Raw genomic sequence first — 19,525 nt, 5'->3', positions numbered from 1 at the left:
GTGACGCTGCCGGAGGGCACCGAGATGGTGATGCCGGGCGACAACGTGAAGATGACGGTGCAGCTGATCAACCCGGTGGCGATGGACGAGGGCCTGCGCTTCGCGATCCGCGAGGGCGGTCGTACCGTCGGCGCCGGCGTCGTGGCCAAGATCCTCAAGTAAATCAGTGTCTTGCGGTTCCCGGGCATGCCGGGGCCGCAGCCTGTGGAAATAATCCCGCCTTGGGCTTGTGCCGAAGGCGGGAACTCCGTTAGAATGCAAGACCCTCGCGGCGATGTGAGTCGCCTGGGGGAAGCGAAAAGAGGCGCAGGACGCGCCTCGTGTTCGCCAGACAGGGAGATGTCGCGTGGCAAGGCCTCGTCCGTTCCGGAAATGTCCGGGACACTTCGGCGGGGCCTTTCGGCGCGTTCATGGATTCCCACGCTGGCGGGCCGGGTGACCGGGCCGCCGCGTCGTTTCAGGGGTTTTGGTTCCACGCGGTACCCGTAGCACCCGTTGTTTCCACGGGGTGCGGCGCAACAGACGCCGTCGCACCTGTCGCTCTTTAGATACGAGGCAATCCTCATGGCGGACCAGAAGATTCGCATCCGGCTGAAGGCGTTCGATCATCGACTGATCGACCGTTCGGCCAGCGAGATCGTCGAAACGGCCAAGCGGACCGGCGCGCAGGTGCGCGGCCCGATCCCGCTGCCGACCAAGATCGAACGCTACACCGTCCTGGTGTCGCCGCACGTCGACAAGGACGCGCGCGACCAGTACGAGACCCGCACGCACAAGCGCGTGCTCGACATCGTCGACCCCAACGACAAGACCGTGGACGCGCTGATGAAGCTCGAACTGGCTGCCGGCGTCGACGTCCAGATCAAGTTGACCTGAGGAGACCGACCATGAGCGCGAAGAAGCATTCGCTCGGCATCGTCGGTCGCAAGGCCGGCATGAGCCGCATGTTCACCGAGGACGGCAAGTCCGTGCCGGTGACCCTGATCGAGGCCACGCCGAACCGCATCACCCAGATCAAGACGCTGGACACCGACGGCTACAGCGCCGTGCAGGTGACCGCCGGCGTCAAGCGCGCCAGCCTGCTGAGCAAGCCGGCGACCGGCCACCTGGCGAAGGCCAAGGTGGAAGCCGGCCGCGGCCTGTGGGAGCTGCGCGTCGAGGCCGACCAGATCGGCGCCTACGAAGTGGGCGGCGAGATCAAGGCCGACATCTTCGAGGTCGGCCAGAAGGTCGACGTCCAGGGCGTCACCAAGGGCAAGGGCTTCCAGGGCACGATCAAGCGCTGGAACTTCACCATGGGCGACGCGACGCACGGCAACTCGCTGTCGCACCGCTCGCCGGGTTCTATCGGCCAGCGCCAGACGCCTGGCCGCGTGTTCCCGGGCAAGAAGATGGCCGGCCACATGGGCCACGTCACCCAGACCACGCAGAACCTGCAGGTCGTGAAGGTCGACGCCGAGCGCGGCCTGATCGCCGTGCGCGGCGCGGTCCCGGGTGCGCCGGGCGGCGACGTGATCGTGCGCCCGACGAGCAAGGGAGTCTGAACATGGAACTGAGCATCAATGGCGGCAAGGGCGCCGTGTCGGTCTCCGACGCCGTGTTCGGCCGTGAGTTCAACGGCGACCTCGTCCACCAGGTGGTGGTCGCCTACCGCAACGCCGGTCGCGCGGGCACCAAGGCCCAGAAGACCCGTTCGGAAGTCAACGGCACCACCAAGAAGTCGAAGAAGCAGAAGGGCGGCGGCGCGCGTCATGGCGCCCTGACGGCCCCGATCTTCGTCGGCGGCGGCGTGACCTTCGCGGCCAAGCCGCGCAGCTTCGCGCAGAAGGTGAACCGCAAGATGTACCGCGCCGCGATCGCCGCGATCCTGTCCGAGCTGAACCGCCAGGGCCGGATCACCGTGGTCGAGGGCTTCGACGTCGACGCCCCGAAGACCTCGGGCCTGGTCGCGAAGCTGAAGGACCTCAACGCCGGCCAGCGTCCGCTGATCGTCACCGAGGACGCCTCCGAGAACCTGTACCTGTCCGCCCGCAACCTGCCGTACGTGCAGGTCCGCGACGTCCAGGGCCTGGACCCGGTCGCGCTGGTCGGTGCCGACACCGTGTTCGTGACCACCGACGCGGTCAAGAAGATCGAGGAGTGGCTGGCATGAGCGCCGCAAACCTGTACGAAGTGATCCGTGCGCCGCGCGTGTCCGAGAAGACCGCGCGCCTGCAGGAAGTCTCCAACCAATACGTCTTCGAAGTCGCGAAGACCGCCACGAAGGCCGATGTGAAGGCCGCGGTCGAGAAGATCTTCGACGTCAAGGTCGAGGCGGTGAACGTGGTGAACGTGAAGGGCAAGTCCAAGGCCTTCAAGTTCCGCCAGGGTCGCCGCGGCGATTGGCGCAAGGCGTACGTCACGCTGGCCGACGGCCAGTCGATCGACGTCATGACGACCTCGGCCTGAGGAACCATCCATGGCACTGATGACATTCAAGCCCACCTCCGCCGGCCGCCGTTCCGCGGTCCGCGTGGTGACGCCCGACCTGCACAAGGGCGCCCCGTTCGCGGCGCTGGTGGAGAAGCAGGGCAAGACCGGTGGTCGTAACCACCACGGCCGCATCACCACCCGCCACATCGGCGGTGGCCACAAGCAGCACTACCGCATCATCGACTTCAAGCGCGACAAGGAAGGCATCCCGGCGCGCGTCGAGCGCATCGAGTACGACCCGAACCGCACCGCGCACATCGCGCTGCTGTGCTACGCCGACGGCGAGCGCCGCTACATCATCGCGCCGAAGGGCCTGAAGGCCGGCGACCAGGTGATCGCGGGCCGCGACGCCCCGATCAAGGCGGGCAACACGCTGCCGCTGCGCAACATCCCGGTCGGTTCCACCGTGCACTGCATCGAGATGAAGCCCGGCAAGGGCGCGCAGATCGCCCGTGCCGCCGGCGCCGGCGTGCAGCTGGTCGCGCGCGAGGGCGTCTACGCGATGCTCCGCCTGCGTTCCGGCGAGATGCGCAAGGTCCCGGCCGAGTGCCGCGCGACCATCGGCGAAGTCGGCAACGACGAGCACAACCTCGAGAAGCTGGGCAAGGCAGGCGCCAAGCGCTGGCGCGGCGTGAAGCCGACCGTCCGCGGCGCCGCCATGAACCCGGTCGACCACCCGCACGGTGGCGGCGAGGCGAAGGCCGGCCAGGGCAACCCGCATCCGGTCACCCCGTGGGGCGTCCCGACCAAGGGTTACAAGACCCGCAAGAACAAGCGCACCCAGCAGTTCATCGTGCGCGACCGCAGGAGCTAATCGGCAATGGCACGTTCACTCAAGAAGGGCCCGTTCATCGACCACCACCTGCAGAAGAAGGTGGAGGCCGCGGGCAGCAGCAAGAAGCCGATCAAGACCTGGTCGCGCCGTTCGACCGTGCTCCCGGAGATGATCGGGTTCACCATCGCCGTGCACAACGGCAAGAACCACGTCCCGGTGCTGGTCAACGAGAACATGGTTGGCCACAAGCTCGGCGAGTTCGCCCTGACCCGGACGTTCAAGGGTCACGGCGGCGACAAGAAGTCGAAGTAAGGAGAGATGACAATGGAAGCGAAAGCCATCCTGCGCACCGTGCGCATCTCCCCGCAGAAGGCCCGCCTGGTCGCCGACCAGGTCCGCGGCCTGTCGGCCGAGCGCGCCGTCAACCTACTGAAGTTCTCGGACAAGAAGGCCGCCACCCTGATCCGCAAGGTCGTGGAGTCCGCCATCGCCAACGCCGAGAACAACCAGGGTGCCGACGTCGACGCACTCAAGGTCAAGACCATCATGGTCGATGAAGGTCCCATCCTGAAGCGCTTCATGGCGCGTGCGAAGGGCCGTGGCACGCGCATCAGCAAGCGCACCAGCCACATCACCGTGGTCGTGGGCGAGGGCAAGTAATCATGGGTCACAAAGTCAATCCGATCGGCATCCGCCTGGGCATCGCCAAGGACTGGAACTCCAAGTGGTACGCCGGCAAGAAGCACTTCGCCGAGTACCTGTCCGCCGACCTGAAGGTCCGCGAGATGCTTCGCAAGAAGCTGGCCCAGGCCGGCATCAGCAAGATCCTGATCGAGCGCCCGGCGAACAACGCCCGCGTGACGATCCACACCGCCCGCCCGGGCGTGGTGATCGGCAAGCGCGGCGAGGACATCGAGAAGCTGCGGAAGGAAGTCTCCGACGTGATGGGCGTCCCGGCGCACATCAACGTCACCGAGGTCCGCAAGCCCGAGCTCGACGCCCAGCTGGTCGCCGAGTCCATCGCGCAGCAGCTCGAGCGCCGCATCATGTTCCGTCGCGCGATGAAGCGCGCCGTGGGCAATGCGATGCGCCTGGGCGCGCTGGGCATCAAGGTCAACGTGGCCGGCCGCCTGAACGGCGCCGAGATCGCGCGCTCCGAGTGGTACCGCGAGGGCCGCGTCCCGCTGCACACCCTGCGCGCCGACATCGACTACGGCTTCGCCGAGGCGAAGACCACGTACGGGATCATCGGCATCAAGGTGTGGGTCTACAAGGGCGAGATCTTCGATTTCACCCAGATCGGCCAGGAGAAGCAGGACGACACCCCGGCACCGCGCGGCGAGCGTGGCGACCGTGACCGTCCGCGCGGCCCGCGCCGCGACCGTGGCGACCGCGCCGAGCGCGGCGAAGCGAGGGAATAAACCATGCTGCAACCCAAGCGAACCAAATACCGCAAGGTCCACAAGGGCCGCAACGAGGGCCTGAGCTGGAGCGGCAACGCCGTCAGCTTCGGCGAGTTCGGCCTGAAGGCGACCGCCCACGGACAGCTCACCGCCCGCCAGATCGAGGCCGCGCGCCGCTCGATCAGCCGCTACGTCAAGCGCGGCGGCAAGATGTGGATCCGCGTGTTCCCCGACAAGCCGATCACCAAGAAGCCGATCGAAGTCCGAATGGGCTCCGGCAAGGGCAACGTGGAGTACTGGGTCGCGCAGATCCAGCCCGGCCGCATGATCTACGAGATCGAGGGCGTGAGCGAAGACGTGGCGCGCGAGGCGTTCCGCCTGGCCGCCGCCAAGCTCTCGGTCACCACCCAATTCGTGACCCGGACGGTGCGCTGATGGAACTCAAGCAACTCAAGTCGAAGTCGGCGGACGAGCTCAAGGCCCACCTGGTCGAGCTGCAGAAGGAGCGCTTCGCGCTGCGCATGCAGAAGGCCACCGGCCAGCTCGCCAAGACCCACGAGGCCCGCCGCGTGCGCCGCGAGATCGCTCGCGTCAACACGCTGCTCGGGCAGAAGAAGTAAGGACGGCCGAGATGACCGAACAAACCAAGAAGCTGCACACGGTCGAAGGCCGCGTCGTCAGCAACAAGATGGACAAGACCGTGACCGTGCTCGTGGAGCGCCAGGTCAAGCACGCGCTGTACGGCAAGTACATCCGCCGCTCGACCAAGCTGCACGCCCACGACGCCGAGAACGCGTGCAACGAAGGCGACTTCGTCCGCGTGGCCGAGTGCGCGCCGATGTCCAAGACCAAGAACTGGCGCGTGGTCGAGATCCTCGCCCGCGCAGCCGAGTAAGCAGGAGAGACAGCCATGATCCAGATGCAGAGCTATCTCGACGTCGCCGACAACTCGGGTGCCAAGGAACTGATGTGCATCAAGGTGCTGGGCGGCTCCAAGCGCCGCTACGCCGGCATCGGCGACATCATCAAGGTCTCGGTGAAGGACGCGATCCCGCGCGGCAAGGTGAAGAAGGGCGACGTGTACAACGCGGTCGTCGTGCGCACCCGCAAGGGCGTGCGTCGCCCGGACGGGTCGCTGATCCGCTTCGACGGCAACGCCGCCGTGCTGCTCAACAACAAGCATGAGCCGATCGGCACCCGCATCTTCGGGCCCGTGACCCGCGAGCTGCGCTCCGAGAAGTTCATGAAGATCGTCTCGCTCGCGCCCGAAGTGCTCTGAGCGGAGGAAGGAAGAACATGAACCGTATCCGCAAGGGCGACCAGGTGGTCATCACCACCGGCAACAAGAAGATCAAGGGCCAGACCGGCGAAGTGCTGCGCGTCGAAGGCGAGCGCGTGTACGTCTCCAACCTGAACCTGGTCAAGCGCGCCACCAAGCCGAACCCGCAGGCCGGCCAGGCCGGCGGCATCATCGAGCGCGAGGCGTCGATCCACATTTCCAACGTGATGCTGCTCAACCCGGCGACGGGCAAGGGCGAGCGCGTTGCCACCAAGGTGCTGGAGAATGGAAAGCGCATCCGCGTGTTCCGCTCCAGCGGCGAGGCCATCTGACATGACCACCCGACTCGAGAAGTTCTACAAGGATGAAGTGGTGCCGAAGCTGATGCAGCAATTCGGCTACACCAATCCGATGGAAGTGCCGAAGCTCACCAAGATCACCATCAACATGGGCGTCGGCGAAGCCGCGACCAACAAGAAGGTGCTGGAGAACGCCGTCGCCGACATGGCCAAGATCACCGGCCAGAAGCCGGTGGTGACCAAGTCGCGCGTGTCGGTCGCTTCGTTCAAGATCCGCGACGGCTGGCCGATCGGCTGCAAGGTGACCCTGCGTCGCGCCAAGATGTTCGAGTTCCTGGACCGCCTGATCAACATCTCGCTGCCCCGCGTCCGCGACTTCCGCGGCGTGTCCGGCCGCTCTTTCGACGGCCGCGGCAACTACAACATGGGCGTGAAGGAGCAGATCATCTTCCCGGAGATCGACTTCGACGCCGTCGACGCGATGCGCGGCATGGACATCGCGATCACCACCACGGCGAAGACCGACGCGGAGGCCAAGGCCCTGCTCGAGGCCTTCCGCTTCCCGTTCCGCAACTAAGGACCGACCATGGCCAAGACCTCCATGATCAACCGCGAGGCCAAGCGCGCCAAGCTGGCCAAGCAGCACGGCGCCAAGCGCGAAGCCCTGAAGAAGATCATCGCCAGCCAGGACGCGTCCTACGAGGACAAGATGGCCGCCGCGACCAAGCTGCAGAAGCTGCCGCGCGACTCGTCGGCGTCCCGCCAGACCACCCGCTGCGCCCTGACCGGCCGCCCGCGCGCCGTGTACAGCAAGTTCGGCCTGGGCCGCAACGCGCTGCGCAAGGCGACGATGAACGGCGACGTGCCCGGCCTGCGCAAGGCCAGCTGGTAACCGATCCGCACGGATGGCGAACCGCCTGCTATACTAGGCGGCTCCCGCCAACCGGCAGGAACACCGAAGGGCCCGCAGCGATGCGGGCCTTCGGCCGCGACAAGCGCCGCGCAACGGCGCCCACAATCCGACAGATTTTCGCGAAAGCGGATATCGGTGCTACTCATCAGGTGAATCCATGAGCATGACTGATCCCATCGCCGACATGCTGGTCCGCATCAAGAATGCGGCGGCGGTCGGCAAGCAGACGGTGAAGATGCCGTCCTCCAAGACCAAGGTCGCGATCGCCAACGTCCTCAAGGGCGAGGGCTACATCGCCGACGCGCGCGTCACCCAGGCCGGCGCCAAGGCCGAGCTGGAAATCGCCCTGAAGTACTACGAGGGCAAGCCGGTGATCGAGACCCTGAAGCGCGTGTCGCGCTCGGGCCTGCGCCACTACCGCGGCAAGGACGCGCTGCCGAAGGTGCTGAACGGCCTCGGCGTCGCCATCATTTCCACCTCCAAGGGCATCATGACCGACTCGCAGGCGCGCCAGCAGGGCGTCGGTGGCGAAGTCCTGTGCATCGTGGCCTAAGGGAGAGACGACCATGTCCCGCGTTGCCAAGAAGCCTGTCGCCCTCGCCAAGGGCGTCGAACTCAACGTCCAGCCGGAATCGATCAGCGTCAAGGGCCCGAAGGGCACCCTGAGCGTCGCCAAGCCGGCCGGCATCGAAGTCAAGATCGAGGACGGCAGTGCGCTGCTGTCCGCCAACGACCCGGCCCTGGTGCCGCTGGCCGGCACCCTGCGCGCGATCGTCGCGAACATGGTGCAGGGCGTGAGCGCCGGCTTCGAGCGCAAGCTCGAGCTGGTCGGCGTCGGTTACCGCGCCGCCGCCCAGGGCAAGGACCTGAACCTCTCGCTCGGGTACTCGCACCCGGTCGTGTTCAAGGCGCCGGAAGGCATCACCATCACCACGCCGACCCAGACCGAGATCGTGGTCGCGGGCGCCGACAAGCAGCTGGTGGGTGAAGTCGCCGCCAAGATCCGCGGCTACCGTCCGCCGGAGCCCTACAAGGGCAAGGGCGTGAAGTACGCCGGCGAAAACATCATCCGCAAGGAAGCCAAGAAGGCCTAAGCGGGCTTTCAGCTTCCGGAGAAGAAGACCATGGAAAAGAAGATCGCCCGCCTGCGTCGCGCCAAGTCGACCCGTGCCCACATCCGCGAACTCGGCGTGCCGCGCCTGTCGGTGCTGCGCACCGGCCAGCACCTGTACGCCCAGCTGTTCACCGCCGACGGCTCCAAGGTGCTGGCTTCGGCCTCCACCCTGCAGGCCGACGTCAAGGACGGCCTGAAGAACGGCAAGAACGCCGACGCGGCCGCCAAGGTCGGTCGCGTGATCGCCGAGCGCGCCAAGGCCGCCGGCGTCGAGAAGATCGCGTTCGACCGCTCGGGCTACCGCTACCACGGCCGCGTCAAGGCCCTGGCGGAAGCCGCCCGCGAGGCCGGCCTGCAGTTCTGATCCCGAGCGCCCTGGGGCATCGTCCCCATGGCGTGGGCTCGCCCCTGGCGATGCCCGCTCGCCGATGCGAGGTGCATCGGGCGCCGGTGCCGGTTGCGGCCACGGCGATCCACCCGCGGTAATCCACAACGATAAGCGGCGACGCCGCAATTCCCTCAATCCAAGAGATATCGAAATGGCAGAGCAACGCGAATCCCGCGGCCGCGATCGCGGTCCCCGCGAGGAGAAAGTCGACGATGGCATGATCGAGAAGCTGATCGCGGTCAACCGCGTCAGCAAGACGGTCAAGGGCGGTCGCCAGTTCACCTTCACCGCGCTGACGGTCGTCGGCGACGGCGGCGGCAAGGTCGGCTTCGGTTATGGCAAGGCGCGCGAAGTGCCGGTCGCCATCCAGAAGTCGATGGAAGGCGCGCGCAAGAACATGCGCACCGTCGACCTCAACAACGGCACCCTGTTCCACGCGGTGAAGGCCGGCCACGGCGCGGCACGCGTGTTCATGCAGCCGGCCTCGGAAGGTACCGGCGTGATCGCCGGCGGCGCGATGCGCGCCGTGCTGGAAGCGGTGGGCGTCAAGAACGTGCTGGCGAAGGCGGTCGGTTCGCGCAATCCGATCAACCTGGTCCGCGCCACGGTCAAGGGTCTCGAGGCGATGCATTCGCCGGCCAAGATCGCGGCCAAGCGCGGCAAGAAGGTGGAGGACCTGATCAATGGCTAACGAAGGCAAGACCATCAAGGTCCGTCTGGTCAAGGGCCTGCGCGGCACCCAGTCGCGCCACCGCCTGTCGGTGAAGGCGCTCGGCCTGGGCAAGCTCAACAGCGTCCGCGAGCTGAAGGACAGCCCGCAGGTGCGTGGCCTGATCAACCAGCTGCATTACCTGGTCAAGGTCGAGGAGTAATTCGATGAAGATGAACACGCTCAGCCCCGCCGAGGGCGCCCGCCAGGCGGCGAAGCGCGTCGGCCGCGGCATTGGTTCCGGCCTCGGCAAGACCTGCGGCCGCGGCCACAAGGGTTCGTTCGCGCGCGCCGGCAAGGGCAAGATCAAGGCCGGCTTCGAAGGCGGCCAGATGCCCATGCAGCGCCGCCTGCCGAAGATCGGCTTCGCCTCGAAGCTGGCCGGCGACACCGCCGAAGTGCTGCTGTACAAGCTCGACAGCCTGCCCGCGGGCGACGTCGACTTCGCCGCGCTCCGCGTAGCCAAGCTGGTGCCGAGCACCGCGAAGCGCGCCAAGGTCGTCGCCAAGGGCGAAGTGACCAAGGCCTTCGTGCTGAAGGGCATCGCCGCGACCGCCGGCGCCAAGGCCGCGATCGAGGCCGCCGGCGGCAAGCTGGCGGAGTAAGCCGGGCATGTCGCGAACCGCGGATGCGTTGTCCGGCCTGGCCGGTGCGGGCAAGTTCACCGAACTTCGCTCGCGCCTGCTGTTCGTCCTCGGGGCGTTGATCGTCTACCGCATCGGGTGCTTCATCCCGGTGCCGGGCGTCAACCCCGAGGCGATGCTGCAGCTGATGGAATCCCAGAAGGGCACGATCGTGGACATGTTCAACATGTTCTCGGGCGGCGCCTTGCACCGCTTCAGCATCTTCGCGCTGAACGTGGTGCCCTACATCTCGGCGTCGATCGTGGTCCAGCTGATGACCCAGATCCTGCCGAGCTGGAAGGCGATGTCCAAGGAAGGCGAGTCCGGCCGCCGCAAGATCACCCAGTACTCGCGCTACGGCGCGGTCTTCCTGGCGATCTTCCAGGCCGCCGGCATCGCGATCGCGCTGCAGAACCAGGGCGCCGGCAGCGGCATCCCGGTGGTGTACAACCCCGGTCCGGGCTTCGTGATGACCGCGGTGGTCTCGCTGACCGCCGGCACCATGTTCCTGATGTGGCTGGGCGAGCAGGTGACCGAGCGCGGCATCGGCAACGGCGTCTCGCTGATCATCTTCTCCGGCATCGTCGCCGGCCTGCCGGGCGCGGTGCTCAACACCCTGCAGCAGGCCAACAGCGGCGACATGCAGTGGATCACCGTGTTCTTCATCCTGGCGATCGTGCTGGCCTTCACCTGGTTCGTGGTGTTCATGGAACGCGGCCAGCGCCGCATCACCGTGAACTACGCGCGTCGCCAGGGTGGCCGCGGCGCCTACATGAACCAGAGCTCGTTCCTGCCGCTCAAGCTCAACATGTCGGGCGTGATCCCGCCGATCTTCGCGTCGTCGATCATCATGTTCCCGGCCACGGCGTCGACGTGGTTCGGCCAGTCCGGCAGTTCTGCCACGACGTGGCTGCAGAAGGTCAGCCAGATGCTGTCGCCGGGCGAGCCGCTGCACATGATCCTGTACGCCGGCCTGATTATCGGCTTCGCCTTCTTTTACACCGCGCTGGTCTTCAATTCGCAGGAGACCGCCGACAACCTGAAGAAGTCGGGCGCGCTGATCCCGGGCATTCGGCCGGGCAAGGCGACGGCGGATTACATCGACGGCGTGCTGACCCGGCTGACGGGCGCCGGCGCGGCCTACCTGGTGCTGGTCTGCCTGTTGCCTGAAGTGATGCGGACGCAGCTGGGCACGTCGTTCTACTTCGGCGGCACGTCGCTGCTGATCGTGGTGGTCGTGGTGATGGACTTCATCGCCCAGATCCAGGCCCACCTGATGTCGCACCAGTACGAGAGCCTGCTGAAGAAGGCGAACCTGAAGGGCGGCAACCGCACGCGCTGAGCGCGGGCACGCCGCACGACCGCCGGGCTGGAGGCCTGGCGGGGATCCCGCGGGATCCGAACCGGGGCCGGGACGGCCACGAACAAGCGCCGGCGCGGAACACACGCGTCCGCACGGCAAATGGGCGACCTGCGCAGCGGTTCCGGGCGCAGGTGGCCAGGGACCGATCCCCGCGCAAGAGGAGCGCGGGGGCAGGGTGGGGCGCAAGCCCGGCCACTGCCAGTCCCCGGCCATCGCCGGAGCATGGGCACACTCCCCATGCCGGGTCTCGACCCTCGGGCCGGGACTTCCTGAACAGCCGGAACCCTGCTAAAATTTCATGTTCCCTGCGTCGGATCGAGAGATACGACGCGATTTCGTCATCGGAGATCGCCTTATGGCGCGTATTGCGGGCGTCAACCTGCCTGCCCAGAAGCACGTCTGGGTCGGGCTGCAAAGCATCTACGGCATTGGCCGTACCCGTTCCAAGCAGGTGTGCGAATCGGCCGGCGTGAATTCGTCGACCAAGATCCGCGACCTGTCCGAGCCGGAAGTCGAGCGCCTGCGCGCCGAGGTCGGCAAGTTCATCGTCGAGGGCGACCTGCGTCGCGAAGTCGGCATGGCGATCAAGCGCCTGATGGACCTGGGCTGCTACCGCGGCCTGCGCCATCGCCGCGGCCTGCCGCTCCGTGGCCAGCGCACCCGGACCAATGCGCGCACCCGCAAGGGCCCGCGCAAGGCCATCAAGAAGTAAGGAACCCAGACCATGGCCAAGCCGGCTGCAGCCTCCAAGACCAAGAAGAAGGTCAAGCGCATCGTCACCGACGGCATCGCGCACGTCCACGCTTCGTTCAACAACACGATCGTCACCATCACCGACCGCCAGGGCAACGCGCTGAGTTGGGCGACCTCGGGCGGCGCGGGTTTCCGCGGTTCGCGCAAGTCGACCCCGTTCGCCGCGCAGGTCGCCGCCGAGAAGGCCGGCAAGGCCGCGCTCGACTACGGCGTGAAGGCGCTGGAAGTGCGCATCAAGGGCCCGGGTCCGGGTCGCGAGTCCGCCGTCCGTTCGTTGAACAACGTCGGGTACAAGATCCTCAACATCATCGACGTGACGCCGATCCCGCACAACGGGTGCCGTCCGCCGAAGAAGCGTCGCGTCTGACGCGCAGGAGCACCAGAACATGGCTCGTTATATCGGTCCCACCTGCAAGCTCGCGCGCCGCGAAGGCGCCGACCTGTCGCTGAAGTCCCCGGCCCGCGCGCTGGATTCCAAGTGCAAGCTGGAGCAGAAGCCCGGCCAGCACGGTCCCACCGCGCGCAAGGGCAAGCTGTCCGACTACGCCACCCAGCTGCGCGAGAAGCAGAAGGTCAAGCGCATCTACGGCTTGCTGGAGCGCCAGTTCCGCAACTACTACAAGAAGGCCGCGACCAAGAAGGGCAACACCGGCGAGAACCTCCTGCAGATGCTGGAGACCCGCCTGGACAACGTCGTCTACCGCATGGGCTTCGCCGTCACCCGTCCGGCCGCGCGCCAGCTGGTCAGCCACCGCGGCGTGACCGTGAACGGCAAGTCTGTCAACCTGCCGTCGTACGCCGTCAAGGCCGGCGACGCGATCGCGCTGTCGGAGAAGGCCAAGACGCAGTTGCGCGTCAAGGAATCGCTGACCGTGTCCCAGCAGATGGACCTGTCGCCGTCGTGGGTCGAAGTCGACGCCGACAAGTTCAGTGGCGTGTTCAAGGCGGTGCCTGATCGCGCCGACCTGCCGGCCGACATCAACGAAGCGCTGATCGTCGAGCTGTACTCGAAGTAAGCCATTGCCACCGGCCCGCGCATTCCCCGGCGCGGGCCAACGGGAGACACCACGAATGACGGTTACCGCCACCCAAGTGCTGCGTCCGCGCGGCCCGCAGATCGAGCGCATCACCGACAACCGCGCCAAGGTCGTGATCGAGCCGCTCGAGCGCGGTTATGGCCACACCCTGGGCAACGCCCTGCGCCGCGTGCTGCTGTCCTCGATCCCGGGCTTCGCGATCACCGAAGTCGAGATCGACGGCGTGCTGCACGAGTACACCACGGTCGAGGGCCTGCAGGAGGACGTGCTCGAAGTCCTGCTGAACCTCAAGGACGTCGCCATCCGCATGCACAACGGCGACAGCGACACCCTGGAGCTGAAGAAGCAGGGCCCGGGCATCGTCACCGCCGGCGACATCAAGACCAGCCACAACGTCGAGGTGCTGAACCCCGGCCACGTGATCGCCAACCTGACCAAGGACGTGGCGCTGAACATGCGCCTGACCATCAGCCGCGGCTACGGCTACCAGCCGGCCGCCGCGCGCCGCCGCCCGGACGAGGAAACCCGCGCGATCGGCAAGCTGGTGCTGGACGCCTCGTTCTCGCCGGTCCGTCGCGTCGCGTACGCGGTGGAAGCCGCGCGCGTCGAGCAGCGCACCGACCTGGACAAGCTGGTGCTCGACATCGAGACCAACGGCACCATCGACGCCGAGGAAGCCGTGCGCACCGCCGCCGACATCCTCAGCGACCAGCTGTCGGTGTTCGGCGACTTCACCCACCGCGACCGCGGTGCGGCCAAGCCGGCGGCGAGCGGCGTGGATCCGGTGCTGCTGCGCCCGATCGACGACCTCGAGCTGACCGTGCGTTCGGCCAACTGCCTGAAGGCCGAGAGCATCTACTACATCGGCGACCTGATCCAGAAGACCGAGGTCGAGCTGCTCAAGACCCCGAACCTGGGCAAGAAGTCGCTCACCGAGATCAAGGAAGTCCTCGCCCAGCGCGGCCTTTCGCTCGGGATGAAGCTCGAGAACTGGCCGCCGGCGGGCATTTCCGCCCACGGCATGCTCGGCTGAGCAAGACGGTCCCGGCCCGCAGCGATGCGGGCCGGCCCGGCGACACCGCACCACCACTGCCGACGGACGACACGTCCGCGGCATGACCGGCAAGGGATGCCGGCACGGGCCACCCGCAGTCCACCGCCCGCTCCGACGGGCACCCGCCAGGATGGCGACAGCGAACCTCAACGCCACACCATTACCTTCGTAAGGAATTCCCGCCATGCGCCACCAGAAAGCCGGCCGCAAGTTCAACCGCACCAGCGCCCACCGCCAGGTCATGTTCTCGAACATGGCGGCCTCGCTGTTCAAGCACGAAGTCATCCGCACCACCCTGCCGAAGGCCAAGGAACTGCGCCGCGTCGCGGAGCCGCTGATCACCCTGGCCAAGACCGACGGCGTGGCGAACCGCCGCCTCGCCTTCGCGCGCCTGCGCGACAAGGAAGCGGTGGGCACCCTGTTCACCATCCTGGGCCCGCGCTACGCGCAGCGTCCGGGTGGCTACATGCGCATCCTCAAGTGCGGCTTCCGTGCCGGCGACAACGCGCCGATGGCGTACGTCGAGCTGGTCGATCGCCCGCAGGCCGCCGAGTAATCGCGACCGCCAGCGGTATGTCGAAAGGCCCCGGGACCTCCCGGGGTTTTTCGTTTGCGCCGCGTGCACGATAATCGGGCGATCCCTCCCTGCAGGCGCGTCGATGAATCCGTTCCGCTGGTCGTTCCGCTCCCAGTTCCTGCTCGGCTTCGTGGCGTGCGCGTCGTTGATCGGCTACGCGCTGTACGTGCAGTTCGTGCAGCAACTCATGCCGTGCCCGTTCTGCATCTTCCAGCGCATCTGCTTCGCGGTGCTGGGCCTGGTGTTCCTGTTCGGCGCCCTGCATGCGCCACGCGCCGCCGGGACGCGCAAGGCCTGGGGCCTGGCCGCCCTGGCCGCCGCCGCGGCGGGCATGGGCTATGCCGGCCGCCATGCGTGGGTGCAGTTGCACCCGCCGGAATTGCCGAGCTGCGGGCCTGGCTTGAACTTCATGATCGAGCAGCATTCCTGGCTCGGTGCGGCCCGGCAGGTGCTGATGGCGACCGGCGACTGCAGCAACATCGACTGGCAGTTCCTGGGGCTGACCATGCCGATGTGGTCGCTGGTGTGGTTCATCGGGCTCGCGATCTGGGCCTTGCAGGCGGCATTCCGCCGGCGCAACACGCACCGCTTCCATCGCTGACCGTTCCAGCGGTAACGGTTGCAGGGGGCGGGCTGCCGGCGGATGATGCGATGCACCATCCCGCGTTGGAACCCCGCATGTCGCCTGCCTCGCCGTTGCCCGTGATGCCCGCTTCCGCCGATGCCGCCTGGGCGCCGGACAGCTGGCGCTCGCGGCCGGCGCTGCAGTTGCCGCACTATCCCGACGCCGAGGCCTTGGCATCGGCGCAGGACGAGTTGCGCAACCTCCCGCCGCTGGTGACCTCGTGGGAGATCCTCGCGCTCAAGCGCCAGCTGGCGGAGGCGCAGGCCGGCGAACGCTTCGTGCTGCAGGGCGGCGATTGCGCCGAGAGTTTCGCCGAGTGCAATTCCTCGGTGATCTCGAACCGCCTGAAGGTGCTGCTGCAGATGAGCCTGGTGCTCGTCCACGGCCTCAAGCTGCCGGTCGTGCGCGTGGGCCGCTTCGCCGGCCAGTACGCCAAGCCGCGTTCGGCCGACACCGAAACCATCGATGGCGTCACCCTGCCGTGCTATCGCGGCGACATGGTCAACGCACCCGCGTTCACCGAGGCCGCGCGCATCCCGGATCCGCGCCGCATGGTCCGCGCGCATGCGCGCTCCGCGATGACCATGAACTTCGTGCGTGCGCTGATCGATGGAGGCTTCGCCGACCTCCACCACCCCGAGTACTGGGACCTTGCGTGGGTCGGGCATGCGCCATTGGCGCACGAGTACCAGCGCATGGTGGGCGCGATCGGCGACGCCGTGCGCTTCATGGAGACCCTCGCCGGCGGCCAGGTCCACAACATCAACCGGGTCGACTTCTACACCTCGCACGAGGCCCTGCTGCTCCCCTACGAGGAAACCCAGACCCGCCAGGTCCCGCGCCAGCATGGCTGGTTCAACCTGTCGACCCACTATCCGTGGATCGGCATGCGCACGGCGGCGCTGGAGGGCGCGCACCTCGAGTACTTCCGCGGCATCCGCAACCCGATCGCGGTGAAGGTCGGGCCGTCGGTGGCCCCCGACCAGCTGCTGCGCCTGATCGACGTGCTGAACCCGGACGACGAGCCCGGGCGGCTGGCCTTCATCCACCGGATGAGCGCCGGCAGCATCGCGTCCAAGCTGCCGCCGCTGCTCGACGCGGTGAAGCGCGACGGGCGCCGGATCCTGTGGATCTGCGATCCCATGCACGGGAATACCGAGTCGACCAGCAACGGTTACAAGACGCGGCGCTTCGACAACATCCGCAGCGAGCTGGAGCAGGCGTTCGACCTGCATGCCGCCGCCGGGACCCGGCTGGGCGGCGTGCACCTCGAGCTCACCGGCGAGAACGTGACCGAATGCCTCGGCGGCGCGCGCGAACTCACCGAGCTCGACCTCAAGCGCGCCTACCGGACCACGGTCGACCCGCGCCTGAACTACGAGCAGGCGCTGGAGATCGCCATGCTCATCGTGCGCAAGCGCGGGCAGATCGCCGGCTGAGTCACTTCGCCGGCGCGAGCTCGATCGTCGGCAGCAGGCGCGGCGCCTTGCGCGCCTTGCTCGCCTGCTCGTAGGCGTAGGCGAGTTCGACCAGCCGCGGCTCGCTCCATGCGGTGCCCATGAACACGATGCCGACCGGCAGTCCGTGCACGTCGCCCATCGGCACGGTGATGCTCGGGTAGCGGGCGACCGCGGCCGCGCCGTAGCCGGCGCCGGTGAAGTGGTCGGCGTTGACCGGATCGGTGGGCCAGGCGGGCGACATTGCCGGTGCCACCAGCGCATCCAGCTGTTGCGCCTTCAGTGCGGCGTCGATGCCCTCGGGTCCGGCCAGGCGACGCGCCTTGTCGCGGGCGGCGACGTAGGCAGGTTCGGTCAGCGGCCCCTTGGCCTGCGCCTGCTCGAAGATCTCCTGGCCGAAGAAGCGCATTTCCTCCACCGCATGCGCCTTGTTGAACTCGATCAGCGCGGCCAGCGATGCATGCGGCGCGCCGCTCTCGGCGAGGTAACGGTCCAGTCCATCCTTGAACTCGTACAGCAGCACCTGGTACTCGTCCGCGTCCCACTGGCCGAGGGTCGGAATCTCCGCGTCCACGACCGTCGCGCCAGCCGCCTTGAGCGCCGCGATCGCGCGTTCCATCGCGGCATCGGTATCCGGCTGGTAGCCCATCAGCTTGCGCACCACGCCGATCCGGGCGCCCTTCAGCCCATCGGCCTTCAGGTGGGCGCTGTAGTCGATCGGGGTGGCGTCGGTGCGCTCGCCCGCAGCGGGATCGGCGGGGTCCGGCGATGCGATCGCGGTGAGCAGGGCGGCGGCGTCGGCCACGCTGCGGGTCATCGGGCCGGCGGTGTCCTGCGAGATCGAGATCGGGATGATCCCGCCGCGGCTGACCAGGCCCACCGTCGGCTTGATCCCGACCAGGCCGGCGACGGCCGACGGGCAGATGATGCTGCCGTCGGTCTCGGTGCCGATGCCGACCGCGGCGAGGTTGGCCGCGATCGCGCTGCCGGTGCCGGCGCTGGAGCCGCACGGGTTGCGGTCGAGCGCGTACGGGTTGCGGGTCTGCCCGCCGCGGCCGCTCCAGCCCGAGCTGGAACGGGTGGAACGGAAGTTCGCCCATTCCGACAGGTTGGTCTTGCCCAGCACCACCGCGCCGGCCTCGCGCAGCTTGCGCACCAGGAACGCATCGGCCTTGGGGTGGTGCTCGGCGAGGGCGAGCGAGCCTGCGGAGTTGGCCATCGGGAGCGCGTCGATGTTGTCCTTGAGCAGCACCGGGATGCCGTGCAGCGGGCCGCGGACCTTGCCAGACTTGCGCTCGGCGTCGAGCGCGTCGGCGTCCTTCAGCGCGTCCGGATTGAGCTCAATGACCGCATTGAGCGTCGGGCCGGCATCGTCGATCGCGGCGATGCGGTCGAAGTAGGCCTGGGTGAGCGCCCGGCTGGTGAGGCTGCCGGCCTGCATCTTCGCCTGCAGGTCGGCAATGCCGGCTTCTTCATGGGCGAAGGCGGCCCGCGCATCGGGGGCGGCGCTTGTGGCGGCCGGTGTCGCGGCGCCCGGCGCGGGCGTTTGCTGGCAGGCGGCGAGGAGGGCGGCGGCGATCGCGAGCGGCAACAGGCGCATGCAGGAAGTCCCGTGGGAAAGCGCGCAGCATCGCGCCTCTCCCGCGGGTCGGCAACTCAGTGGCGGCGGCGCACCCGCAGGTCGCGCGCCAGCACCCAGACCACCACCAGGTTGATCGCCACCACCAGCGCCTCCAGCCAGTGCCGATGGGTGGCGAAGGCGTAGAGGTCGAACGGCAGGTAGGCGGCGGCGGTGAGGCAGCCCAGCCACGATGCCCACGCCTTGGCACGCCACAGGCCCCAGCCTTCTGCGAGGTGGACGAGGCCGTACAGCGCGGCGACCAGTGCCGCCAGGTGCACCGACCCGGGGTTGATGGCATGCGCCAGCCAGGCCATCGCGCCGTGGTCGGGGTCGAGCTGGAACTTCGCGATCATTGTGTGCACGGCGCGCTGCAGCGGCGCCGGGCCGAGCAGTTCCAGCCCGCTCGCGGCGAGCAGGGCCAGCGCGCCCTTGGCGGCCTCGATCAGCGCGATCACGTGCAGCCCGGGATGGGCGTGCGGATCCGGGTTGTAGTGGCCCTGGCTCATGCGTCCTGCACCGGGCCGGCGAGCGCCCACGATTGCAACGAGGTGTAGCCGCGCGGGGCGGTCTGCAAGAGGTGGATGCGGTCGATGTTCAGCGGGTGGGATGCCGACCCTTGCGCCGGTTGCGGCGGGGCGTCGCGGGTGGGCAGGTAGGCCAGGGTAACGTGCGGGCGCAGCGCGCGGCCCTCGGCAGGCAGCCCGCAGGTGCGCAGGGCGTGCTCGAGGTCGGCGTGCAGCTGCCGCAACGGTGCGGGGCAGGACAGCAGCGCGACCAGCACCTTCGCGCCAGGCCAGTACTGCGCCTGCTCGAGGGCGATCGTGAACCGGCCATGCGCGGCCGCCACCGCGGCCACCGACGCCTCGACCGCATCGCGCCGTGGCGGTGACAGCGACTCGCCGAGGTAGCGCAGCGTGCAATGCCACTGCGCCGGGAGGCGCCATTGGTGGCGGGGCGCGCCTGCCGGCAGCGCGGCGGCGAGCCCGTCGCGCATGTCGCCCAGCACGGCCTGGGCGGCTGCGTCCGGCATCCAGCCCAGGAACACGCTCACCGGCGATCCCGC

The 19,525-nt window shown here is 67.9% G+C and carries 33 protein-coding genes; 30 read left to right on the top strand and 3 right to left on the bottom strand.

Annotation, left to right across the window (positions count from 1 at the left end; all coding sequences use genetic code 11):
- The 30 genes from ON759_RS13340 to ON759_RS13195 form a co-directional block, all read left to right on the top strand.
- Positions 1 to 162, top strand: a 162-nt coding sequence (locus tag ON759_RS13340) for an EF-Tu C-terminal domain-related protein (protein WP_486679369.1), incomplete at its 5' end; no start/stop codon positions are given.
- A gap of 402 nt (positions 163 to 564) precedes the next feature.
- Positions 565 to 876 (top strand): 30S ribosomal protein S10, encoded by a 312-nt coding sequence (rpsJ, locus tag ON759_RS13335; protein ID WP_005408208.1) that lies wholly within the window; start codon positions 565 to 567, stop codon positions 874 to 876.
- An 11-nt stretch (positions 877 to 887) separates the two neighbouring features.
- Complete coding sequence (gene rplC / locus ON759_RS13330) at positions 888 to 1,544, top strand: 50S ribosomal protein L3 (RefSeq protein WP_271680881.1); 657 nt, start codon at positions 888 to 890, stop codon at positions 1,542 to 1,544.
- Positions 1,545 to 1,546: 2 nt separating this feature from the next.
- Positions 1,547 to 2,152 (top strand): 50S ribosomal protein L4, encoded by a 606-nt coding sequence (gene rplD / locus ON759_RS13325; RefSeq protein WP_271680880.1) that lies wholly within the window; start codon positions 1,547 to 1,549, stop codon positions 2,150 to 2,152.
- Complete coding sequence (gene rplW, locus ON759_RS13320) at positions 2,149 to 2,448, top strand: 50S ribosomal protein L23 (protein ID WP_271680879.1); 300 nt, start codon at positions 2,149 to 2,151, stop codon at positions 2,446 to 2,448. Before rplD ends, rplW begins: the two co-directional genes overlap by 4 nt.
- A 10-nt stretch (positions 2,449 to 2,458) precedes the next feature.
- Entirely contained in the window at positions 2,459 to 3,286 is an 828-nt protein-coding gene (gene rplB / locus ON759_RS13315) for a 50S ribosomal protein L2 (protein ID WP_271680878.1), read from the top strand.
- 6 nt (positions 3,287 to 3,292) lie between these two features.
- On the top strand, positions 3,293 to 3,559 hold the full coding sequence (rpsS, locus tag ON759_RS13310) for a 30S ribosomal protein S19 (protein ID WP_271680877.1): 267 nt from the start codon (positions 3,293 to 3,295) through the stop codon (positions 3,557 to 3,559).
- 12 nt (positions 3,560 to 3,571) lie between these two features.
- The gene (gene rplV / locus ON759_RS13305; RefSeq protein ID WP_271680876.1) at positions 3,572 to 3,907 is read left to right on the top strand and encodes a 50S ribosomal protein L22; all 336 of its coding nucleotides are present in this window, start codon (positions 3,572 to 3,574) and stop codon (positions 3,905 to 3,907) included.
- A 2-nt stretch (positions 3,908 to 3,909) separates the two neighbouring features.
- Positions 3,910 to 4,668, top strand: coding sequence for a 30S ribosomal protein S3 (rpsC, locus tag ON759_RS13300; RefSeq protein ID WP_271680875.1), 759 nt, complete (start codon positions 3,910 to 3,912; stop codon positions 4,666 to 4,668).
- Positions 4,669 to 4,671: 3 nt separating this feature from the next.
- Complete coding sequence (gene rplP / locus ON759_RS13295; RefSeq protein ID WP_271680874.1) at positions 4,672 to 5,085, top strand: 50S ribosomal protein L16; 414 nt, start codon at positions 4,672 to 4,674, stop codon at positions 5,083 to 5,085.
- Positions 5,085 to 5,270 carry a 50S ribosomal protein L29 gene (gene rpmC / locus ON759_RS13290; protein ID WP_271680873.1) on the top strand — a complete coding sequence of 62 codons (186 nt, stop codon included), beginning with the start codon at positions 5,085 to 5,087 and terminating at the stop codon, positions 5,268 to 5,270. Before rplP ends, rpmC begins: the two co-directional genes overlap by 1 nt.
- Before the next feature lie 11 nt (positions 5,271 to 5,281).
- Positions 5,282 to 5,545 (top strand): 30S ribosomal protein S17, encoded by a 264-nt coding sequence (gene rpsQ, locus ON759_RS13285; RefSeq protein ID WP_271680872.1) that lies wholly within the window; start codon positions 5,282 to 5,284, stop codon positions 5,543 to 5,545.
- A 15-nt stretch (positions 5,546 to 5,560) separates the two neighbouring features.
- A complete protein-coding gene (rplN, locus tag ON759_RS13280) occupies positions 5,561 to 5,929 on the top strand; it encodes a 50S ribosomal protein L14 (protein ID WP_240098937.1) in 369 nt (122 codons plus the stop codon).
- 17 nt (positions 5,930 to 5,946) lie between these two features.
- On the top strand, positions 5,947 to 6,261 hold the full coding sequence (gene rplX / locus ON759_RS13275; protein WP_271680871.1) for a 50S ribosomal protein L24: 315 nt from the start codon (positions 5,947 to 5,949) through the stop codon (positions 6,259 to 6,261).
- A gap of 1 nt (position 6,262) precedes the next feature.
- On the top strand, positions 6,263 to 6,805 hold the full coding sequence (gene rplE, locus ON759_RS13270) for a 50S ribosomal protein L5 (protein WP_271680870.1): 543 nt from the start codon (positions 6,263 to 6,265) through the stop codon (positions 6,803 to 6,805).
- Positions 6,806 to 6,814: 9 nt separating this feature from the next.
- Positions 6,815 to 7,120 (top strand): 30S ribosomal protein S14, encoded by a 306-nt coding sequence (gene rpsN, locus ON759_RS13265; protein ID WP_271680869.1) that lies wholly within the window; start codon positions 6,815 to 6,817, stop codon positions 7,118 to 7,120.
- Between the two features lie 178 nt (positions 7,121 to 7,298).
- The gene (gene rpsH / locus ON759_RS13260; RefSeq protein ID WP_271680868.1) at positions 7,299 to 7,694 is read left to right on the top strand and encodes a 30S ribosomal protein S8; all 396 of its coding nucleotides are present in this window, start codon (positions 7,299 to 7,301) and stop codon (positions 7,692 to 7,694) included.
- 13 nt (positions 7,695 to 7,707) lie between these two features.
- Complete coding sequence (gene rplF, locus ON759_RS13255) at positions 7,708 to 8,235, top strand: 50S ribosomal protein L6 (RefSeq protein ID WP_271680867.1); 528 nt, start codon at positions 7,708 to 7,710, stop codon at positions 8,233 to 8,235.
- 30 nt (positions 8,236 to 8,265) lie between these two features.
- Positions 8,266 to 8,619: a 50S ribosomal protein L18 gene (gene rplR / locus ON759_RS13250; protein ID WP_271680866.1), complete on the top strand. Its 354-nt coding sequence runs from the start codon at positions 8,266 to 8,268 to the stop codon at positions 8,617 to 8,619.
- 175 nt (positions 8,620 to 8,794) lie between these two features.
- Positions 8,795 to 9,334: a 30S ribosomal protein S5 gene (gene rpsE, locus ON759_RS13245; protein ID WP_271680865.1), complete on the top strand. Its 540-nt coding sequence runs from the start codon at positions 8,795 to 8,797 to the stop codon at positions 9,332 to 9,334.
- Entirely contained in the window at positions 9,327 to 9,515 is a 189-nt protein-coding gene (gene rpmD, locus ON759_RS13240; protein ID WP_271680864.1) for a 50S ribosomal protein L30, read from the top strand. The genes rpsE and rpmD overlap by 8 nt, the downstream gene beginning before the upstream one ends.
- Positions 9,516 to 9,519: 4 nt before the next feature.
- Complete coding sequence (gene rplO / locus ON759_RS13235) at positions 9,520 to 9,957, top strand: 50S ribosomal protein L15 (RefSeq protein ID WP_271680863.1); 438 nt, start codon at positions 9,520 to 9,522, stop codon at positions 9,955 to 9,957.
- A gap of 7 nt (positions 9,958 to 9,964) precedes the next feature.
- Entirely contained in the window at positions 9,965 to 11,317 is a 1,353-nt protein-coding gene (gene secY, locus ON759_RS13230; RefSeq protein ID WP_271680862.1) for a preprotein translocase subunit SecY, read from the top strand.
- 376 nt (positions 11,318 to 11,693) lie between these two features.
- The gene (gene rpsM / locus ON759_RS13225; protein ID WP_271680861.1) at positions 11,694 to 12,050 is read left to right on the top strand and encodes a 30S ribosomal protein S13; all 357 of its coding nucleotides are present in this window, start codon (positions 11,694 to 11,696) and stop codon (positions 12,048 to 12,050) included.
- Positions 12,051 to 12,062: 12 nt separating this feature from the next.
- A complete protein-coding gene (gene rpsK, locus ON759_RS13220) occupies positions 12,063 to 12,458 on the top strand; it encodes a 30S ribosomal protein S11 (RefSeq protein ID WP_271680860.1) in 396 nt (131 codons plus the stop codon).
- A gap of 19 nt (positions 12,459 to 12,477) precedes the next feature.
- Positions 12,478 to 13,107: a 30S ribosomal protein S4 gene (rpsD, locus tag ON759_RS13215; RefSeq protein ID WP_271680859.1), complete on the top strand. Its 630-nt coding sequence runs from the start codon at positions 12,478 to 12,480 to the stop codon at positions 13,105 to 13,107.
- A gap of 55 nt (positions 13,108 to 13,162) precedes the next feature.
- Positions 13,163 to 14,161, top strand: a complete 999-nt coding sequence (locus ON759_RS13210; RefSeq protein WP_271680858.1) for a DNA-directed RNA polymerase subunit alpha — start codon at positions 13,163 to 13,165, stop codon at positions 14,159 to 14,161.
- A gap of 205 nt (positions 14,162 to 14,366) precedes the next feature.
- On the top strand, positions 14,367 to 14,738 hold the full coding sequence (gene rplQ, locus ON759_RS13205; RefSeq protein WP_271680857.1) for a 50S ribosomal protein L17: 372 nt from the start codon (positions 14,367 to 14,369) through the stop codon (positions 14,736 to 14,738).
- 103 nt (positions 14,739 to 14,841) lie between these two features.
- The gene (locus ON759_RS13200) at positions 14,842 to 15,360 is read left to right on the top strand and encodes a disulfide bond formation protein B (protein WP_271680856.1); all 519 of its coding nucleotides are present in this window, start codon (positions 14,842 to 14,844) and stop codon (positions 15,358 to 15,360) included.
- 104 nt (positions 15,361 to 15,464) lie between these two features.
- On the top strand, positions 15,465 to 16,823 hold the full coding sequence (locus tag ON759_RS13195) for a class II 3-deoxy-7-phosphoheptulonate synthase (protein WP_425608488.1): 1,359 nt from the start codon (positions 15,465 to 15,467) through the stop codon (positions 16,821 to 16,823).
- Position 16,824: 1 nt separating this feature from the next.
- Here ON759_RS13195 and ON759_RS13190 read toward each other — a convergent pair whose 3' ends face one another.
- From ON759_RS13190 to thpR, 3 genes are all read right to left on the bottom strand, one after another.
- Positions 16,825 to 18,420, bottom strand: coding sequence for an amidase (locus ON759_RS13190; RefSeq protein WP_425608487.1), 1,596 nt, complete (start codon positions 18,418 to 18,420; stop codon positions 16,825 to 16,827).
- Between the two features lie 77 nt (positions 18,421 to 18,497).
- Positions 18,498 to 18,968, bottom strand: a complete 471-nt coding sequence (locus tag ON759_RS13185) for a DUF2127 domain-containing protein (RefSeq protein ID WP_271680853.1) — start codon at positions 18,966 to 18,968, stop codon at positions 18,498 to 18,500.
- Positions 18,965 to 19,513, bottom strand: coding sequence for an RNA 2',3'-cyclic phosphodiesterase (gene thpR, locus ON759_RS13180; protein ID WP_271680852.1), 549 nt, complete (start codon positions 19,511 to 19,513; stop codon positions 18,965 to 18,967). The genes ON759_RS13185 and thpR overlap by 4 nt, the downstream gene beginning before the upstream one ends.
- Between the last annotated feature and the right edge of the window lie 12 nt (positions 19,514 to 19,525).

The organism is Thermomonas mangrovi, from assembly GCF_028201335.1.
Lineage (GTDB): Bacteria > Pseudomonadota > Gammaproteobacteria > Xanthomonadales > Xanthomonadaceae > Thermomonas > Thermomonas mangrovi.
The sequence above is the reverse complement of the archived record's forward strand: the minus strand, read 5'-3'. Positions and strand labels throughout refer to the sequence as shown.

Coding starts and splice junctions, on each gene's coding strand:
- rplN (WP_240098937.1), top strand. CDS start 5,561: ATGATCCAGATGCAGAGCTATCTCGACGTCGCCGACAACTCGGGTGCC.
- rplE (WP_271680870.1), top strand. CDS start 6,263: ATGACCACCCGACTCGAGAAGTTCTACAAGGATGAAGTGGTGCCGAAG.
- secY (WP_271680862.1), top strand. CDS start 9,965: ATGTCGCGAACCGCGGATGCGTTGTCCGGCCTGGCCGGTGCGGGCAAG.
- rplB (WP_271680878.1), top strand. CDS start 2,459: ATGGCACTGATGACATTCAAGCCCACCTCCGCCGGCCGCCGTTCCGCG.
- rpmC (WP_271680873.1), top strand. CDS start 5,085: ATGGAACTCAAGCAACTCAAGTCGAAGTCGGCGGACGAGCTCAAGGCC.
- rplC (WP_271680881.1), top strand. CDS start 888: ATGAGCGCGAAGAAGCATTCGCTCGGCATCGTCGGTCGCAAGGCCGGC.
- rpsC (WP_271680875.1), top strand. CDS start 3,910: ATGGGTCACAAAGTCAATCCGATCGGCATCCGCCTGGGCATCGCCAAG.
- rplV (WP_271680876.1), top strand. CDS start 3,572: ATGGAAGCGAAAGCCATCCTGCGCACCGTGCGCATCTCCCCGCAGAAG.
- ON759_RS13200 (WP_271680856.1), top strand. CDS start 14,842: ATGAATCCGTTCCGCTGGTCGTTCCGCTCCCAGTTCCTGCTCGGCTTC.
- rplO (WP_271680863.1), top strand. CDS start 9,520: ATGAAGATGAACACGCTCAGCCCCGCCGAGGGCGCCCGCCAGGCGGCG.
- rplX (WP_271680871.1), top strand. CDS start 5,947: ATGAACCGTATCCGCAAGGGCGACCAGGTGGTCATCACCACCGGCAAC.
- rpsS (WP_271680877.1), top strand. CDS start 3,293: ATGGCACGTTCACTCAAGAAGGGCCCGTTCATCGACCACCACCTGCAG.
- rpsQ (WP_271680872.1), top strand. CDS start 5,282: ATGACCGAACAAACCAAGAAGCTGCACACGGTCGAAGGCCGCGTCGTC.
- rpsM (WP_271680861.1), top strand. CDS start 11,694: ATGGCGCGTATTGCGGGCGTCAACCTGCCTGCCCAGAAGCACGTCTGG.
- rplF (WP_271680867.1), top strand. CDS start 7,708: ATGTCCCGCGTTGCCAAGAAGCCTGTCGCCCTCGCCAAGGGCGTCGAA.
- rplD (WP_271680880.1), top strand. CDS start 1,547: ATGGAACTGAGCATCAATGGCGGCAAGGGCGCCGTGTCGGTCTCCGAC.
- ON759_RS13195 (WP_425608488.1), top strand. CDS start 15,465: ATGCCCGCTTCCGCCGATGCCGCCTGGGCGCCGGACAGCTGGCGCTCG.
- rpsH (WP_271680868.1), top strand. CDS start 7,299: ATGAGCATGACTGATCCCATCGCCGACATGCTGGTCCGCATCAAGAAT.
- rpsE (WP_271680865.1), top strand. CDS start 8,795: ATGGCAGAGCAACGCGAATCCCGCGGCCGCGATCGCGGTCCCCGCGAG.
- rpsN (WP_271680869.1), top strand. CDS start 6,815: ATGGCCAAGACCTCCATGATCAACCGCGAGGCCAAGCGCGCCAAGCTG.
- rpmD (WP_271680864.1), top strand. CDS start 9,327: ATGGCTAACGAAGGCAAGACCATCAAGGTCCGTCTGGTCAAGGGCCTG.
- rplR (WP_271680866.1), top strand. CDS start 8,266: ATGGAAAAGAAGATCGCCCGCCTGCGTCGCGCCAAGTCGACCCGTGCC.
- rplW (WP_271680879.1), top strand. CDS start 2,149: ATGAGCGCCGCAAACCTGTACGAAGTGATCCGTGCGCCGCGCGTGTCC.
- rpsJ (WP_005408208.1), top strand. CDS start 565: ATGGCGGACCAGAAGATTCGCATCCGGCTGAAGGCGTTCGATCATCGA.
- ON759_RS13185 (WP_271680853.1), bottom strand. CDS start 18,968: ATGAGCCAGGGCCACTACAACCCGGATCCGCACGCCCATCCCGGGCTG.
- rplP (WP_271680874.1), top strand. CDS start 4,672: ATGCTGCAACCCAAGCGAACCAAATACCGCAAGGTCCACAAGGGCCGC.
- rpsD (WP_271680859.1), top strand. CDS start 12,478: ATGGCTCGTTATATCGGTCCCACCTGCAAGCTCGCGCGCCGCGAAGGC.
- rplQ (WP_271680857.1), top strand. CDS start 14,367: ATGCGCCACCAGAAAGCCGGCCGCAAGTTCAACCGCACCAGCGCCCAC.
- rpsK (WP_271680860.1), top strand. CDS start 12,063: ATGGCCAAGCCGGCTGCAGCCTCCAAGACCAAGAAGAAGGTCAAGCGC.
- ON759_RS13210 (WP_271680858.1), top strand. CDS start 13,163: ATGACGGTTACCGCCACCCAAGTGCTGCGTCCGCGCGGCCCGCAGATC.